12 protein-coding genes are annotated in these 16,653 nt (G+C 74.3%); 6 read left to right on the top strand and 6 right to left on the bottom strand.

What is annotated here, in order from left to right; all coding sequences use genetic code 11:
* Positions 1 to 118: 118 nt before the first annotated feature.
* On the bottom strand, positions 119 to 1,315 hold the full coding sequence (locus H1A17_RS11880) for a hypothetical protein (RefSeq protein WP_145918520.1): 1,197 nt from the start codon (positions 1,313 to 1,315) through the stop codon (positions 119 to 121).
* A gap of 392 nt (positions 1,316 to 1,707) precedes the next feature.
* On the opposite strand from H1A17_RS11880, the gene H1A17_RS11875 reads away from it, so the two are divergent.
* Entirely contained in the window at positions 1,708 to 3,522 is a 1,815-nt protein-coding gene (locus H1A17_RS11875) for a hypothetical protein (RefSeq protein WP_370517068.1), read from the top strand.
* A gap of 63 nt (positions 3,523 to 3,585) precedes the next feature.
* Here the strand turns inward: H1A17_RS11875 and H1A17_RS11870 are convergent, their stop codons facing one another.
* On the bottom strand, positions 3,586 to 5,433 hold the full coding sequence (locus tag H1A17_RS11870) for a hypothetical protein (RefSeq protein ID WP_370517069.1): 1,848 nt from the start codon (positions 5,431 to 5,433) through the stop codon (positions 3,586 to 3,588).
* 136 nt (positions 5,434 to 5,569) lie between these two features.
* Between H1A17_RS11870 and H1A17_RS11865 the strand changes: the two genes are divergently transcribed.
* The 5 genes from H1A17_RS11865 (at position 5,570) to H1A17_RS11845 (ending at position 10,631) form a co-directional block, all read left to right on the top strand.
* Positions 5,570 to 6,859, top strand: a complete 1,290-nt coding sequence (locus tag H1A17_RS11865) for a PQQ-binding-like beta-propeller repeat protein (protein WP_168222399.1) — start codon at positions 5,570 to 5,572, stop codon at positions 6,857 to 6,859.
* Positions 6,856 to 8,130 (top strand): PQQ-binding-like beta-propeller repeat protein, encoded by a 1,275-nt coding sequence (locus H1A17_RS11860; RefSeq protein ID WP_194821883.1) that lies wholly within the window; start codon positions 6,856 to 6,858, stop codon positions 8,128 to 8,130. The genes H1A17_RS11865 and H1A17_RS11860 overlap by 4 nt, the downstream gene beginning before the upstream one ends.
* Positions 8,131 to 8,209: 79 nt before the next feature.
* Entirely contained in the window at positions 8,210 to 8,872 is a 663-nt protein-coding gene (locus H1A17_RS11855; RefSeq protein WP_145918525.1) for a response regulator transcription factor, read from the top strand.
* A gap of 55 nt (positions 8,873 to 8,927) precedes the next feature.
* Complete coding sequence (locus H1A17_RS11850; protein WP_194821882.1) at positions 8,928 to 10,079, top strand: cell wall metabolism sensor histidine kinase WalK; 1,152 nt, start codon at positions 8,928 to 8,930, stop codon at positions 10,077 to 10,079.
* A gap of 165 nt (positions 10,080 to 10,244) precedes the next feature.
* On the top strand, positions 10,245 to 10,631 hold the full coding sequence (locus tag H1A17_RS11845; protein ID WP_194821881.1) for a VOC family protein: 387 nt from the start codon (positions 10,245 to 10,247) through the stop codon (positions 10,629 to 10,631).
* A gap of 105 nt (positions 10,632 to 10,736) precedes the next feature.
* On the opposite strand, the gene H1A17_RS11840 is transcribed toward H1A17_RS11845, so the two are convergent.
* The 4 genes from H1A17_RS11840 to H1A17_RS11825 form a co-directional block, all read right to left on the bottom strand.
* On the bottom strand, positions 10,737 to 11,468 hold the full coding sequence (locus tag H1A17_RS11840; RefSeq protein ID WP_194821880.1) for a hypothetical protein: 732 nt from the start codon (positions 11,466 to 11,468) through the stop codon (positions 10,737 to 10,739).
* Between the two features lie 224 nt (positions 11,469 to 11,692).
* Positions 11,693 to 12,958 carry a hypothetical protein gene (locus H1A17_RS11835; RefSeq protein ID WP_194821879.1) on the bottom strand — a complete coding sequence of 422 codons (1,266 nt, stop codon included), beginning with the start codon at positions 12,956 to 12,958 and terminating at the stop codon, positions 11,693 to 11,695.
* A 168-nt stretch (positions 12,959 to 13,126) separates the two neighbouring features.
* Positions 13,127 to 15,193, bottom strand: coding sequence for a 3-hydroxyacyl-CoA dehydrogenase NAD-binding domain-containing protein (locus tag H1A17_RS11830; protein ID WP_145918527.1), 2,067 nt, complete (start codon positions 15,191 to 15,193; stop codon positions 13,127 to 13,129).
* Positions 15,190 to 16,386: a thiolase family protein gene (locus H1A17_RS11825; RefSeq protein ID WP_194821878.1), complete on the bottom strand. Its 1,197-nt coding sequence runs from the start codon at positions 16,384 to 16,386 to the stop codon at positions 15,190 to 15,192. Before H1A17_RS11825 ends, H1A17_RS11830 begins: the two co-directional genes overlap by 4 nt.
* Positions 16,387 to 16,653 lie beyond the last annotated feature (267 nt).

Here is a 16,653-nt window from a genome sequence, read left to right as displayed (position 1 = left end):
CCTGCCGCCGACCCCGGTGATCAAGAGGTTTACGTCACGGTGGCCGGCACCGGTGACGCAAACCTCTTGATCACCGGGCGATCCGGGGTCAGGGAGGGCGGTGGCGGGGGGAGCGGGGTCAGCGGCCGCCGGCGGAGCGGTAGTAGGTCTTCTCGGCGGTGGCCAGGCTGAAGGTCTGCCGGGAGGCGGGCATCGGGACGACCACCAGGCCCGGACGTTCCACCAGGCGGGGGGTGCCGGGCGGCACCGACAGGGAGGCGTCCCGGTTGCCCCGCCAGGTCAGCACCACCAGCGGCTGCCCCGGCACCGGCAGCACGTACGTCTGCAACGGGTTGGACCGGTCGGCGGGGGAGACCACCGGGGTGCCGTCGCCGGCCGGGCGGTAGACCACCGCGGTCATCGTCCCCGCGTCGGTCTCCCAGGTGAGCTGCTCCAGGTCGCCCGGGTCGTTCCCGCCGCCCAGCGTCATCTCGCCGATGGCCCGCACGGCCACCTTCTCCATCGGCCACGACTCGGGCACCGACCGGGGCGCGTCCCGGTCGCCGATGCGGCGCGGGATGCTCCCGAACGGCCCCTGCTCGTCGGCCAGCACGCAGGTGTCCAACCCGTCGAGGGCCCGCCGGCCGGAACCGGTGTCGTCGCGGACCAGGGGATACCTCGGGTCGACGGTGGCGACGCCCAGGTCGAGCAGGCGGTCGGCGGCCCGCCCCCGGGGCAGCGACTCGGTGGCCCGCAGGGTGGCCGTCACCGGCACCGCCCGGCAGTCGGGCACCTTCACCGCGCCGGTCAGCCCGTCGGTCAGCATCAGCGCCCGGCCGTCCGGGCCGAGCAGCCGCTCCACCCGGCCGGAGGCCAGGTAGCGCCGGCCGTCCGGCAGGTGCAGCGGGAGGACGTCGGCGTAGACCAGGTAGCCCGGGTCGGTGTACTCGCTGGCGCGGGTCACCTCGTACCGGCCGTCGCGCCCGGTGAGCTGGAGCAGCCAGGAGGCGCTCTCCCCGGGCACGTCGGCGGCGACCAGGGCCAGCGGGGCCCCGTCGACCGCACCCGACCAGAGGATGCCCGACGACGGCAGGTGGACCCGGTCGTCGATCGGCGAACGCCAGGCGCGGACCGCCTCGGTCACCGCCGCCGTCGCCGTGGCGTCCCCGGCGAGCGAACCGCGCGGCGGCCACACCGCCCTGGTGCCGTCCAGGCTGTCGTAGCCGACCCGCAGCTCACGGGCCTGACGGTCGGCGACCGGGCCGCAGGCCGGAACGGTCAGCAACAGACCGAGCAGCACGGCGACCGTCGTGCCGCGACGGCGAACCGAAGCCATCCCTACGCCCCCGATCGCGTCGCCGTCGTTGTCGGAAGCCCACATGGTACGCAACGCCCGGTGACGCCCCGCAGCCGTGTCCCGATGACCACAAGGGACACCAGAGTGAATTTCGGGCTTTTTCCCGGCTCCGGTAGACTCCGCCGACTGTGACGTCTGCCGAGCCCCGTGGCGCCTCCGCACCGGCCCCCGACGACTCCGAGGGCTCTGCCCGCGGCACGACGGCCACCGCGACCGCGCCCCCACCCGTGACCCGTCCCACCCCTGCCGACCTGCGCATCGCCGACGCACCGGCACCCGTGGACCGGACGGTCGAGGCGTCGCCGGTCGACGCGCCACCGGTGACGGACCCGCCCGTCGGGACGGCAGGGAAGCCGGGCGCTCCGGCGGCGGTGGTCGTACCGGAGCGGGCAGCTGCGGACACGGACGGTGACGGCGCGACGCCGGCCGCGTGGTGGCGGCGCTGGCGCTGGACCGCCCGCCGTAAGGACCTGGTGGTGTACGGCATCTTTCTGCTCGTCGCGCTCTGGGTGACCAGCCGGATCTGGGTCGACCCGGCCGGCCGGGTGGCGTCGCTCTACAGCAGCGACCCGGCCCAGGTGCAGTTCTTCCTCGCCCACTCGGTGCGGGTGGTGCTGCACGGGGAGTTCCCGTTCTACACCGACCAGTTCAACTTCCCCGACGGCGTCAACCTGATGGCCAACACGGCGGTGCTGGCGCTGGGCATCCCGATGGTGCCGGTCACCCTGCTGTTCGGGCCGGCGGTGTCCTTCGTGGTGCTGGTCACCCTCGGCCTCGCCGGCACCGCCGCCGCCTGGTACCACGTGCTGTCCCGGCACCTCGTGCGGCGGCGGCTCGCCGCGGCGGTCGGCGGCTGGTTCTGCGGCTTCTCCCCGGCGATGCTCTCGCACGCCAACTGGCACCCCAACATCATCAGCCAGTTCCTGCTGCCGTTCATCGTGTGGCGGGTGATGGTGCTGACCCGGTCCACCCGGCCGGTGCGCGACGGGCTGCTGCTCGCCGTGCTGGTCACCGGGCAGGCGTTCATCAACGAGGAGATCCTGCTCTTCACCGCCCTGGCCTGCGGCATCTTCCTGATCGCCATGGTGGCCCAGCGGCCGGCGCTCTGGTCGGCGGCGTGGCGGCCCCTGGCCACGGGGCTGGCCGCCTGCGCGGTGCTGGCCGGGGCGCTGCTGGCGTACCCGCTCTACATCCAGTTCGCCGGGCCGATGGCGTACCACGGGCTCAGCGACGCGGTGCAGGACTACGGCAACGACATCGCCGCCTTCTTCGCCCCCGGCTCGCCCACCTTCGGCGGCAACGAACGGGCCAACGTCAACCTGGCCCCGAACTACTCCGAGGAGAACGCCTTCTTCGGCTGGAGCCTGTCGCTGATCGCCGTCGGCATCGTGCTCTGGCTGCGCCGCGAACGCCTCGTCCGGGCGCTCGCCGTCACCGGCGCGTTTTTCGCGCTGCTCTCCCTCGGCGAGCGGATCTCCTGGTGGGGGCGGGACCTGGTCACCGGGCCGTGGGAGCTGCTGGTGCGGCTGCCGCTGCTGGACGCGGTGGTGCCCACCCGGTTCGCCCTGATCACCTCCGTGGTGATCGGCATGCTGCTGGCGCTGGCCGTGCAGCGGGCCTGGACGCTGCGCGGCGCGCAGTGGCGGCACGCCAAGACCGTCACGGTGGCCGCCCTGGTGCTGGCCCTGCTGCCGATCGTGCCGATGCCGCTGAAGGTGACCTCACGCCCGCCGGTGCCGGACTTCATCACCGCCGACCGCTGGCGCGAGTACGTCGGCCCCGGGCAGACCCTGGTGCCGGTGCCCGTGCCCAGCATGGGCAACACCCACGGGATGCGCTGGGCGGCGGCCACCAACCTGGACTTCAAGATCCCCGGCGGCTACTTCCTCGCCCCGCGCAACGGCAACACCGGCGACCCGGGCCGGTTCGGCGGGCGGCCCAGCGGCATCGGGCAGCTCCTCGACGAGGTCGCCACCACCGGCCGGACCACCAAACTGGACGACCGGCAGCGCCGCCGCAGCCTGGACGAGCTGCGGCACTGGAACGCCGCCGTGCTGGTGCTGCCGCTGCGCCAGCACAACGCGGAGCCGCTGCGCCGGACCGTCGAGCAGCTGGTCGGCCCCGCCCGCCGGGAACTCGACGTGTGGGTGTGGGACGTCCGGCCGCTGTCGGCCCGCACCGCCTGACCCGTTTCGGCGCGGACCCGGCCGGACCGGCCGGGTCGTGCCGCGCACCGGGCCCCGGGCGGGTCAGTCGACCAGGGGGCGGACGTCCCAGAGCCAGACGTCGTCGACCCGCTGCGCCGGGCCGAGCAGGCCGGTCATCAGGTCCCGCAGCACCGCCTCGCGCGGATGGGCCCCCAGCACCACCACCGACGCCCGCCAGAACCGCAGGTCCTCCACCGCCTGCCGGCGGTTCTCCCCGGTCAGCGCGGGCACCGTGCCGGCGTCGATGGTGGCGTAGATCAGGGTGCTGGTCGGCCGGTTCGGCGCGCCGAAGACGCCCTCGCCCAGCTCGTTGGGGCCGATGAAGTAGCCCCCCGGCACCGGGAACTCGTGCCCGGTCAGCGCGCTCCAGCGCAGCGTGGACAGGCCGTGCACGTTGCTCGGGATGGGCACCGGGACCAGGGTGCGGCCGTCCGGTACGTACGGCCGCCAGCCGCCGGCGGTGATGAAGTGCGGCGGCAGGTCGATGTGCTGCGCGGGCAGCGGGCGGGGGAACAGCGGCAGCACCGCCAGCGCGATCGCCGCGTACCCGACCGGCCGGACCCACCGGCGACGGGCCGGCGCGGTCGACGTGGCGGTGTCGTCGGCGGCGGCGCGCGGCGTCGGCACCCGGGACCGGCCGTGGCCGCCCACCGCGTCCCAGGCCAGCGCGAGCAGGACGCCGACCGCACCGGTCACCACCAGGGTCAGCCGGGTCGGCATCATCATCTCGACCAGCGGCAGGTCGTCCGGGATGTACGCCCACGGGCCGTCCACGGTGGTCTCCACCCCGTTGAACCGCACCTTGGGGCCGATCGCCGCGACGGTGAAGACCACCACCAGCACCCCGGCGATCCGGGCGGCCAGCGACCGCCGCCAGAGCAGCACCAGGGCGGCCAGCGCGACCAGCACCAGCGGCCAGCCGAACCAGGTGTTCTGCTCGGTCAGGCCGATGGTCTTCTCCACCGCCTCGTCCCCGGCCACGGTGTCCCGGGCGAAGGTGACGAAGGCCATCAGGTCCTCGCCCCAGTTGTGGAACACCCCGCCCTGCAGGCCCCGGTAGGACTGCGGCCCGTTGAACTGGTACCAGATCGGGTACGCGGTGAGCAGCAGCGCCAGCCCGCCGCCGACCCCGAGCGCGGCCAGGAAACCGCCGGCCCGTGTGCGAGCCTCGCGGGGCCGCTGCACCACGTACGCCACCACCGCCACCAGGCAGGCCAGCGCGGTCAGCAGCAGCATCTCCTCGTTGATGAAGACCTGGTACGCCACCAGCAGGCCCAGCACCAGCCCGTCGCGCCGCCACCGGCCGGGCCGACCCAGCAGCAGCACCCGGGCCACGATCACCGGCAGCAGGAAGTTGGAGACGAAGTTGGGCTGCCCGTTGGCGTGGTGCACGATGCCCGGGGCGAAACCGAGGAACGCGCCGCCGACGAACGCGCCGGCCCGCGAGCGCACCAGGTGCCGGGAGAGCATCCAGTACGAGGTGGCCGCCGTCGCGGCGAGCGCCCCGCCCAGATAGAGCGCGTACGTCACCTGCGGGCCGAACAGCAGGGTGACCGGGGCCAGCGGGATGGTCATGCCCAGCAGCGAGGTGTTCGCCATCATGTTCACCCCGTCCGGGGCGTTCTGCCGGGCGCTGAACAGCGGGTTCTCCAGGTGCCGCACCGAGTACGCGCCATGGGTGAACAGCCACTCGAACCAGCTGTGGTCGGTCGGCAGGTGGGACGACACCCGGTGCTGCACGTCCACCCAGTAGTTCAGGCACACGAGAACGCCGATCAGCGCATAGGCTCCGATGGCGAGCACGTCGGCCCGGCCCGGCCGTCGGCGGGGCCGCCCCTGCGGGTCGGTCGCGTCGGGCTCGACCGCGTCGGGCGCGGACGTCGGGTTCAACGAGGGATCTACCACCGGCACGGCCACGACGGGCCATCGTACAGGCGACGACCGGCCGCTCCGGTGACCCGGTGCGCGGCGCTCCGCGTCCACCGGCGGGCGGTCGGCGGGGCGTGGCGGTGGAAAGAGGGTGCGCGTGACGGTCATCGATCTGGGTGAACTCCGCGACGACCCGCTGCCGCCGCCGCCGTCCCGTCCCGCGCCCCGGGCCGTCGGCCGGCCGCTGCGGCTGGCGGTGGTGCTGGCGCTCACCCTGCTGGCGTCGACCGCCGCCGCGCCGGTGGCGGAGCGGGTGGCGGCCGTGGTGCCGGCTCCGCTCGGCACGGTGGCGCTGCTCGCCGACGGGGAGGTCTTCCTGCTCGAACCCAGCGGCACCGCCGCCGCCCCCGGCTGGCTGAGCGCCTGGACCGTCCCCACCTCCGCCGGGGCACGGCCGGTCCGCCGGTGGCAGGTGCCGGTGCCGGTGGTCAGCGGGTCCGCGCAGTTGCGCCGGCACGCCGGCCTGCTGCTGCTCACCGGCTCCTCCGGCCGCCCGGACGGGGCGTACCGGACGTTCGCCCACGACCGGGACACCGGCCGGGTGCGGTGGCAGCGGACCGGGTCGGGCCAGCCGGCCGGCCCCGACCTGATCTTCGAGGACGGCGCGGACGGCCCGCCGACGGTCCACTCGGTCGACCCCGGCACGGGCAGGGACCGCTGGTCGGCGGCGATGCCGTCGCGGGTCACCCTGTACCGCCACCGGGCCGACGGGGTGGACCGGATCGTGACGGTGCGCCCGGACGGCCCGGCCGAGGTCTGGGACGCCCGGCGCGGGGTACGGCTGCACACCGCTCCGCTCGACCGGGCGGGCCCGCCGTCCGGCACCTCGTACCAGGTCGCCGGTGACCTGCTGCTCGCCGCCGAGCCGAACGGCGACCGGCTGACCGGGTACGACGTCGACGGGCTGACACTCCGGTGGGACGTGCCGTGGCGGATGCCGTCGTTCTTCATCGCGTGCGGGTCGTTGATCTGCGCGCAGGGCGAGGCCGGCGGGGTGCGGGCGCTGGACCCGGCGACCGGCCGGACGGTGTGGCGCGACAACCGGTGGGAGCTGTCCGGGGTCGAACGTGGCGGCCGGCTGCTGGCGAGCAGCCTGGGCCGGGGCGTCTGGCATCCGCTGGCGGTGCTCGACGTCGCCTCCGGGCGGATCGCCGCCGAACTGGACGTCTGGAACGTCGCCGCGTCGCAGAGCCCGCACGGTCCGGTGTTCGCGTTACGCCCGGCCGGCGAGGGCCGGATGCTGGTCGCCGAACTGGACGTGGCCGCCGCGCGGGCCCGGGTGCGCGACGTGCTGCCGGCCGTCTCCGGCGACTGCCAGGCCGACGCGCAGCTGCTGCTGTGCCGGCTGGTGGACGGCGCGTTCGGGGTCTGGCGGGTGCCCCGGTGACGGTGATCGACCTGGGTGAGGTCGGTCACCACGACGAGCCGACGCCCCCGCCGGCACGCCGGCCCCGGGCGCGGCGGTCGGCCGGCCACCCGGCGGTCGTCGCCCTGACCGCCCTGCTCCTGCTGCTCACCCTGGCCGGCGCGGCACCCGGGCCGACCCGGTTGACCCCGGTGCCCGTGCCGGACGTGCCGGAGCCCAGCCACCTGATCGTCGGGGGCCTGCTGGTGCTCGCCTACCCGTCGGCGCTGTCACCGGCCGGCATCCGGCAGCTCACCGCGATCGACCTGGCCGACGGGCGGGTCCGCTGGGAGGCGTCGCTGTCGCCCCGGCACCAACTGGTGGTGCTGGAGGGGGTCGGCGACGACGTGGTGGTCACCACCGATCCCGGCGGCGAACCGGTCTCCATGGTGCTCGACCACGTCGACGGGCGGAGCCGGTGGCGGCAGCCCGGGGTGGCGGTGCCGACCGCCGACGGCGGGTTGCTGCTGGAGGACGTGCACATCGACCGGGTGGCGGTGCGCGGGGTCGACCCGGCGACCGGCGCGACCCGCTGGACGGTCACCGCCGGGGCGGCCACCGTCGGCTACCGGACGGGGGAGCGCGGCGTCGCGGAACTCGTCGTGGTGACCAGCGCCGGCCGGGCCGAGGCGTACGACGTCGACACCGGCGTACGCCGGCTCGCGTTCCCGGTGCCGCCTGCCCGCAGCGACCATCACCACGTGGCCCAACCGGTCGGTGACCTGCTGCTGGTCGACGGGGAACCGGGTCGGCTGGCCGGCTACGACCTGGCGTCCGGTCGGCGACGGTGGGACACGCCGGTGCCGGCGTCGGCCGCCTGGTCCGTCTATTCCTGCGGCGACGCCGTCTGTCTGCGGGAGTCGTCCGCGACCGACGTGCTCGATCCGGTGACCGGCCGGGTGCGTTGGACCTCCGACCGGTGGGCCCCGGTCGAGACGGTCGCCGGCCGGATGGTCGGGGTCAACGCCGACGGGCCGCCGCGGCTGGCCCTGCTCGACGCGGCGACCGGGCGGCCCGTGGCCGAGCCGGGCCGGTGGGAGTTGGTCCACCAGTGGCCGCCCACCGTCCGGCTGCTGGCCGTCCGGCCGGCCACCGGCGATCGGCAGGTGCTGGCCGAGCTGGACCCGACCGACGGCACGCTGCGGGTCCGCGACGTGCTGCCCGGCCGGTGGGAGGCCTGCTGGTGGAGCCAGGGAGTGCTGGTCTGCTGGCGGCAACGGAACACCCTCGGGGTGTGGCGGATGCCCGACTGACGGTGCGGGGCGGTCCACCCGTGACCAGCCGTTTGGTCGGCGGCGCTAGGTTGTCGGACAGGTCGGCGAGGAGGTCGGGATGCGGGTGCTGGTGGTCGAGGACGAACGGAACCTCGCCGACGCGATCGTGCGGGGGCTGCGCAAGCGGGGCATGGCGGTCGACGTGGCGTACGACGGGGACGCCGGCCACGAGGCCGCCTTCGTCACCCGGTACGACGTGGTGGTCCTCGACCGTGACCTGCCCGGCATGCACGGCGACCAGATCTGCGCCGAGCTGGCCGCCTCCGGCACCCTCACCCGGGTGCTGATGCTGACCGCCAGCGACACCGTCGCCGACCGGGTGGAGGGGTTGGGCCTCGGCGCGGACGACTACCTGCCCAAGCCGTTCGCCTTCGACGAGTTGGTGGCCCGGGTGCAGGCGTTGGGCCGGCGGGCCACCCCGGCCGCCCCGCCGGTGCTCCAGGTGGGCGACGTGGTGCTCGACCCGGCCCGCCGGGTGGTCACCCGGGCGGGTGCCCCGGTCGACCTGACGAACAAGGAGTTCGGGGTGCTCAGCGAGCTGGTCAAGGCGCGCGGCGCGGTGGTCTCCAGCGAGGAGCTGCTGGAACGGGTCTGGGACGCCAACACCGACCCGTTCACCACCATCGTCCGGGTGACCGTGCGGACCCTGCGCAAGAAGCTCGGCGATCCACCGTTGATCGAGACGGTGGTCGGCGCGGGCTACCGGACGGTCGGTTCATGAGCGCGGGGAGTGGGCCGGTGCGGCGGGGCGGCTGTCCGGGGCCCGGGGTGCGGTCGTGAGCCGGCGGCTGCGGCCCACCCTGCGGTTACGGTTGACCCTGCTCAACGGGGTGCTGCTGGTCGGGGCCGGGGCGATCCTGGTGACGCTGGCCTGGTTGCTGGTGCGCGACGCGCTGCGGCCCACCGACGAGCTGCGGCCGGGCACCACCGTGCTGCTGGCCGACGGGCGTTCACTGGACGCGGCGGTGTGGCAGCGGCAGCTGGTCGACGCCGCCTCCGACGAGCTGCTGGTCAAGGGCCTGCTGGCGCTGCTGGCGATCAGCGTGGTCGGGGTGGCCGGGGCGTACTGGGTGGCCGGGCGGACGCTGCGCCCGCTGCACCAGGTCACCGCGACCGCGCGCCGGCTCGGCGAGACCACGCTCGACCAGCGGATCGGCTGGTCCGGGCCGGACGACGAGGTGGCCGAGCTGGCCCGGACCTTCGACGCGATGCTGGACCGGATCACCGGCGCCTTCGAGGCGCAGAAACGCTTCGTCGCCAACGCCTCGCACGAGCTACGGACCCCGCTGGCGGTGATGCGTACCGAGATCGACGTGACGCTCAGCGACGACGAGGCGGACGCCGCCGAGTACCGCCGGATGGCCACCGTGGTCCGGGACGCCTCGGAACGCGCCAACGGCCTGGTGGACGCGCTGCTGGTGTTGGCCCGCAGTGAGGCCCAGACGGGTCGACGGCTGGCCCGGCGTACGGAGTGTGACCTGGCGACCGGCACCGCCAACGCGTTGTCCGCGATGTCCCGCGAGGTGGAGCGGATCGGGTTGCGGGTGCAGTCCTCGCTGCGACCGGCCCCGGTGACCGGTGACCCGGGCCTGCTGGACCGGCTCGCCGGGAACCTGATCGAGAACGCGGTGCGCTACAACCACCTGCACGGCCGGCTCTGGGTGCGTACCGGCACCGACGGGCGGTCGTCCTGGCTGGTGGTGCGCAACACCGGGTTCGAGGTGGACCAGGCCGACGTGCCGGGGCTGTTCGAGCCGTTCCGCCGGGGCGGGCGGGAACGTACCGGGGCGCGGGGTTCCGGGCTGGGCCTGTCGATCGTCCGGGCGGTTTGCGACGCGCACGGCGGGACGGTCCAGGTCACCGCACAGAAGGGCGGGGGCCTGGAGGTGACCGTCACGCTGCCCTCGGCCGACCAGGCCCCGGGCTGAACCGGCTTGCCGGCCGGCCGGACGCCTGCGATGATCGCCCCGTCGGCCCGGACCGAGGAGAGGGGGTGCGGTAGATGTCCATCATGACCTGTCCCGCGCCCCGCCCTGCCCACCGCTGACACCGCACGTCACGGGGCGCGTTCCACTGCTGCGAAAGGCAGACCCGTGAGCGCACGGATCCACAACATCGGTATCGACTGTCACGACACCTACGCCCTGGCCGGCTTCTGGGCGCAGGTCTTCGAGTGCCCCCGCCAGCCCGACGACCACCCCGGTGACTCGGAGGCGATGCTGCTGCCGCCGGGCGGGCCGGAGGTGCTCTTCCTGGCCGTGCCGGAGGGCAAGTCGGTGAAGAACCGCCTGCACCTCGACCTGGAGCCGGTCGACCGGACCCGGGACGAGGAGGTCGCCCGGCTGCTGGCCGTCGGTGCCGTCCAGGTCGACGACCAGCGTCGGCCCGACGGCACGGGTTGGGTGGTGCTGGCCGACCCGGAGGGCAACGAGTTCTGCGTGCTGCGCAGCGCCGCCGAGCGGGCAGCCACGACCGGCTGACCGTCGGGCCGGCTGACCGGCGTAGCTGCCGGCGGGCCGGCCTGGACGCCGACGGGCCCCGTCCACCGTGGGGTGGACGGGGCCCGTCGGGGCGACCGGGTGGGGTCAGCCCTTCTTCTCGATCTGCCCGCGCATGGTGACGAACTCGGACTTCAGCTCGGCGGCCGACTTGTAGTACTGGACGATGAGGCCCACGCTGCCCCGGTCGGCCCAGATGCAGACGCCCAGCGGGACGCCCTCGCTCTTGCCGTCGCCGCACTTGGCGTCGCCACCGAGCGGGCCGGCGTCGACGGCCGCCATGTTGGTGACGTTGAGCTGGCTGGAGATGCCGGTGACGGCGTCGTCGAGTTCCTTCTTGGGGTCGACCATCACACCGGACGCGGCGGCGATCATCAGCAGGTCCCGCTTGGCCGGGTCGCCGTAGAAGGCACCTGCGGTGCTCGTCTCGTTCTGCACCGACTTCTTCATCTCGGTGACCAGGCTGTCGGCGACCGCCTTCAGGCCCGGCTCGGTGACCTGCGGGCGGCCGGCCAGGGTGGCGGGGGCGGAGACGGTCGTGTTGGCGGCGTCCACCGCCTCCTTGACGTCGTCCTTGAGGGCGAACGCGGCGATCGCCGCGCCGCCGAGGCAGAGCACCAGCAGCACGGCCAGCACGATCAGCACGATCTTGCCGACGGACCGCTTCTTCGCCGGCGCGGGCGGGGCGGCGTACGGGGTCGCCCCGACGCCGTCCGGCTGCTGCGGGAAGCCGCCCTGCGGGGCCGGCGGCGGGTAGCTGCCCTGCGGCGCGTCGCCGTCCGGCTGGTGGGCGGGAGGGGTGGTCGGGGGCTGGGACATCAGATCGGCTCCAGAGATCGTTTGTTGAGGCCGGGTGATCTTAGCCAGCCCGACCGACATCCCTCGCCGCCGACCGGTCCGCCCGGGTCGACCCCGGGGCCACCGGCCCGCGCGGTCCCCGGAGCACGGCCCGCACCGGGTGCCGCCGCCGCGCGCCGGTGGGCGCGGACAGCGGCAGGGGCGGCCACGGGGTCCGGTGGACCCGGTGACCGCCCCCGGGCGGATCAGTCCCGCTTCTCGATCTGACCCCGGATGGCGACGAACTCGGACTTCGCCTTGGCCGCCGAGGAGAAGTACATGACGATCATGCCGACGCTGCCGTGGTCGGCCCAGACGCAGACGCCGAGCGCGATGCCGGATGCCTTGCCGTCGCCGCACTTCGCGACCCCGCCCAGCGGGCCCGGGTCGATGGTGGACATCTTGGTGACCGCGAGCGAGCTGCCCAGCCCCTTGACCGCGTCGTCCAGCTCCTGCTCGGGGAGGATGACCGGACCCGACGCGCCGGCCATCATCACCATGTTCTTGCTGGCCGCGCTGCCGTAGAACGCGCTCACCGCGCCCGTCTCGTTGCGGACCTCGGACTTCATGTCGCGGACCATCTGGTCGGCGATGCGGCGCAGCTCCGGGTCGGTGCTCTTGGACCGGCCGCCGAGGGTCGACGGGGTCACCAGCCGGATCGGGCCAGGGTCGTCGACGTCCTCGGAGGGGGTCGGGTCGGGGGTCGGGCTGTCGGACTCGACAGGCGTGGGGCTCGGGGTGGGCGAGGCCGCGACGGTGGGCGTCGGCGACGGGGTCGGCGTCTTCGGGTCGTCGTCGTCGCTCAGGGCGACCCAGGTGAGGCCGCCGCCGCCGAGGCAGAGCACCAGGAGCCCGACGAGCCCCAGCGACAGCAGCAGCGGCAGCTTCGACCGCTGGGGCGCGGGGGCGTGCGGCGGGGAGCTGAACGGCGCGCCGCCGAAGCCGGCGTACTGCTGCGCGGCGGGATCGGGGTAACCGCCCGACCCGGCGGCACCCGGGTAGCCCGGCTGCGGGCCGGGGTAACCGGGCTGCGGGGAGCCGGGATAGCCGGGCTGGGCCGCGCCCGGGTAGCCGGGCTGCGGGGCCGCCGGGTAGCCGGGCTGCGGTGCGCCCGGATAGCCGGACGGTGGGCTGCCGGGCGGCCCGGAGTGCGGTGCGCCCGGGTAACCGGACGGTGGGGTGCCGGGCGGCCCGGACTGCGGGGCGGCCGGGTAGCCGCCCTGCGCCGGGTCGGACTGCGGCCAGCCGCCGTACTGCGGGCCGGGGTACGGGTCGGCCGGCGGGCCCGACTGCGGATCGGCCGGCCACCCGCCGGGCTGCGATGCCGCCGGGTACGGCGTGGTGGGCCAGCCGCCACCCTGCGGCGGGGTGTGCGGGCCCTCGGGCGGCACCGGAGGGCCGTCGGAGTAGTGACCGGTGGGCGAGCCGTGCTCCGGCTGCCCGGACCAGGGATCGACCGGCGGTGAGGTCATCAGATCAGCTCCAGGCGAGGGTGAGAACGCGTGATGGTAGCCAGACGGTGCCCGGCCGCGCAGCCCCCCGAGTCTGACGAGGGTACGCAAACGACGATCGCGGTGGCCACGATATCCCGGGGGGGAGGACATCGGCGGCCACCGCGATCGCGGGGGAGCGGGGATGGTTCAGGCGCGCAGGCTGGCGACCCCACGCGGCAGGAAACGCCGCCCGGTGACCCGCTCGGAGGTGCCGGTCCGGTCGAGGTACGGCGTGATCCCGCCCAGGTGGAACGGCCAACCGGCACCGAGGATCATGCACAGGTCGATGTCCTGCGCCTCGGCGACGACACCCTCGTCGAGCATCAGCCGGATCTCCTGCGCCAGTGCGTCGAGGGCGTTCTGCCGGACCTGTTCGGCGGTGAGCGGCTGGTCGCCGACGACGAGCAGCTTGGCCACCTCGTCGTTGATCCGGTCCTCGACGACGATCGGCTGACCCGAGTCGGCGATCCGACGGAGGTTCTCGCTGACGCCGAACCGGTCCGGGTACGCCGCGTGCAGGGTGCCGCCCACGTGGTACGCCACGGCCGGCCCGACCAGCTGGAGCAGGGCGAGCGGACGCATCGGCAGCCCCAGCGGGTCCAGCGCGCTGTCCGCCACGTCCAGCGGGGTGCCCGCGTCGACGGCGGCGAACACGGTGCCCAGGAAGCGGGTGAGCAGCCGGTTGACCACGAACGCCGGGGCGTCGGAGACCAGCACCGAGGACTTCTTCAACTGCTTGCCCACAGCGAACGCGGTGGCCAGGGTGGCGTCGTCGGTCCGCTCGCCCCGGACGATCTCCAGCAGCGGCAGCACCGCCACCGGGTTGAAGAAGTGGAAGCCGACCAGCCGCTGCGGGTGCTCCAGCTCGGCGGCCATCGCGGTGATCGACAGCGAGGAGGTGTTGGTGGCGAGCACCGCCTCCGGCGCGACGATCTTCTCCAGTTCGGCCCAGACCTGCTTCTTGACGTCCAGGTCCTCGAAGACGGCCTCGATGACGAAGTCGGCGTCGGCGAAGACGGACTTGTCGACCGAGCCGGAGACCAGGCCGTACAGCTTGGCGGCGGTGCCCTTGTCCATCCGGCCCTTGCTGACGGCCTTCTCGATCTGGGTGTGCACGTAGCCGACGCCCTTGTCGACCCGGGACTGGTCCAGGTCGGTCAGCACGACCGGCACCTGGAGGCGGCGGGCGAACAGCAGCGCGAGCTGGCTGGCCATCAGGCCGGCACCGACGATGCCGACCTTGGTGACCGGCCGGGCCAGGCCCTTGTCCGGCGCGCCGGCCGGCCGCTTGGCCCGCCGCTGCACCAGGTCGAAGGCGTACAGGCCGCTGCGCAGTTCCTCGGAGAAGATCAGGTCGGCCAGCGCCTCGTCCTCGGCGGCGGTGCCGGTGGCGAAGTCGGCGTCCTTCGCCGTCTCCAGCAGGTCCAGCGCCTTGTACGCGGCCGGGACCGCGCCGTGCAGCCGCTGGTCCAGGGTCTGCCGGGCGAAGTAGAGCACGCCCGCCCACATGTCCCGGTCGACCTCGGGCCGGGTGACGGTGACCTCGCCCCGGACCACCCCGGCGGCCCACTCCAGCGACCGTTCCAGGAAGTCGGCCGGCTCCAGCAGCACGTCCGCGATGCCCATCTCGGCGGCCTGCTTCGGCTTGAGCATCTTGTTCTGCATCAGCGGGTTCTGCAGGATCACCTGGGTGGCGGCGGGGATGCCGATCAGGTTCGGCAGCAGTTGGGTGCCGCCCCAGCCGGGGACGAGGCCGAGCGACACCTCGGGCAGGGCCAGCGCCACCGCGCCACCGGACAGCGTCCGGTAGTGGCAGTGCAGGGCCAGTTCCAGGCCGCCGCCCATCGCCGCGCCGTTGACGAAGGCGAAGGTGGGCACGGCGCTGTCCCTGAGCCGGGCGAAGACCCGGTGGCCGAGCCGGCCGATCTCCAGCGCCTGCTCCCGGTCCGCCAGCGCGGGCAGGCTGGTGATGTCCGCGCCCACGCAGAAGACGTACGGCTTGCCGGTGACCGCGACGAACGCCGGCTCGGCGGCGAGCGCGGCGGTGATCGCCTCGTCCAGGCTGGCCAGGCCACCCGGGCCGAAGGTGTTCGGCTTGGTGTGGTCGAAGCCGTTGTCCAGGGTGATCAGGGCGGCGGGCCGGTCCAGCCCGGGTACGTCCACCTGCCGCAGCAGCGCCCGGGTGACGACCTCGTTCGGTGCGCTGAGGCTCATTTGTCTGCACCCTCCCAGTTCGGGTTCTCCCAGATGACCGTGCCGCCCATGCCGATGCCGATGCACATGGCGGTGAGGCCGTAGCGCACCTCGGGGTGCTCGGCGAACTGCCGGGCGAGCTGCGTCATCAGCCGTACGCCGGAGGAGGCGAGCGGGTGACCGATGGCGATCGCGCCGCCCCACGGGTTGACCCGGGGGTCGTCGTCGGCGATGCCGAAGTGGTCGAGGAAGGCGAGCACCTGCACGGCGAACGCCTCGTTCAGTTCGAACAGGCCGATGTCGTCGATGCTCAGGCCGGCGATGCGCAGCGCCTTCTCGGTCGACGGGATCGGGCCGACACCCATCACCTCGGGTTCGACGCCGACGTAGCCATACGACACCAGCCGCATGGCGACCGGCAGGCCCAGCTGACGGGCGGTGGCCTCGTCGGCGAGCAGGCTGGCGGTGGCGCCGTCGTTGAGGCCGGCCGCGTTGCCGGCGGTGACCTTGCCGTGCGGGCGGAACGGGGTCTTCAGGGTGGCCAGCTTTTCGAGCGAGGTCTCCCGGGGGGCCTCGTCGGTGGTGGCCAGGCCCCAGCCGCCGTCGGCGTCGCGGATCGCGACCGGCACCAGGTCGGCCTGGAGCTTGCCGTCGGCGTACGCCTTGGCGGTCTTGAGCTGCGAGGCGAGCGCGAACGCGTCGGTGCGCTCCTTGGTGACGTGCGGCACCCGGTCGTGCAGGTTCTCGGCGGTGGCCCCCATCACCAGGGCGGACGGGTCGACCAGCTTCTCCGCGATGATCCGCGGGTTGGGGTCGACGCCCTCGCCCATCGGGTGCCGGCCCATGTGCTCCACGCCGCCGGCGATGGCGATGTCGTACGCGCCCATCGCGATGCCACCGGCGACGGCGGTGACGGCGGTCATCGCCCCGGCGCACATCCGGTCGACGGAGAAGCCCGGGACGGTCTTGGGCAGGCCGGACAGCAGGGCGGCGGTGCGGCCGATGGTGAGGCCCTGGTCGCCGATCTGGGTGGTGGCGGCGACGGCGACCTCCTCGACCCGCTCCGGGGGCAGTTGCGGGTTGCGGCGCAGCAGCTCACGGATGCAGCGGATCACCAGATCGTCGGCGCGGGTGTTGGCGTACATGCCACCCGCCTTGCCGAACGGGGTGCGGACACCGTCGACGAAGACGACATCCCGAACTTCTCGGGGCACTTGGAGCCTCCTTATCGACCACGACCCGGCCGGCGCGCCGCGGGGGCGGCACGGGCCGGGTGAGGGTCGGCCGGCACTGGCGTTTCCCCGGGAATGCTACTCGCCAGTAACCACAGCCGTCACCACCCCCGGTGTGGCCCACCCCACACTCCGGCCGGGCTCGGTGCGGGCCCACCGGCCGACGGGCAGGCGTCGGCCGGGCACGGCGGGCTGCGCCGCAGCCGCCGACGCCGGACCGGCCGCGCGGCAGGGGCCGGACCGGGCGCG

The sequence above is a fragment of the Micromonospora sp. S-DT3-3-22 genome (genome assembly GCF_015354745.1).
Classification (GTDB): Bacteria; Actinomycetota; Actinomycetes; order Mycobacteriales; family Micromonosporaceae; genus Micromonospora; species Micromonospora wenchangensis.
The sequence above is the reverse complement of the archived record's forward strand: the minus strand, read 5'-3'. Positions and strand labels throughout refer to the sequence as shown.

Coding starts and splice junctions, on each gene's coding strand:
- H1A17_RS11880 (WP_145918520.1), bottom strand. CDS start 1,315: ATGGCTTCGGTTCGCCGTCGCGGCACGACGGTCGCCGTGCTGCTCGGT.
- H1A17_RS11855 (WP_145918525.1), top strand. CDS start 8,210: ATGCGGGTGCTGGTGGTCGAGGACGAACGGAACCTCGCCGACGCGATC.
- H1A17_RS11840 (WP_194821880.1), bottom strand. CDS start 11,468: ATGTCCCAGCCCCCGACCACCCCTCCCGCCCACCAGCCGGACGGCGAC.
- H1A17_RS11835 (WP_194821879.1), bottom strand. CDS start 12,958: ATGACCTCACCGCCGGTCGATCCCTGGTCCGGGCAGCCGGAGCACGGC.
- H1A17_RS11830 (WP_145918527.1), bottom strand. CDS start 15,193: ATGAGCCTCAGCGCACCGAACGAGGTCGTCACCCGGGCGCTGCTGCGG.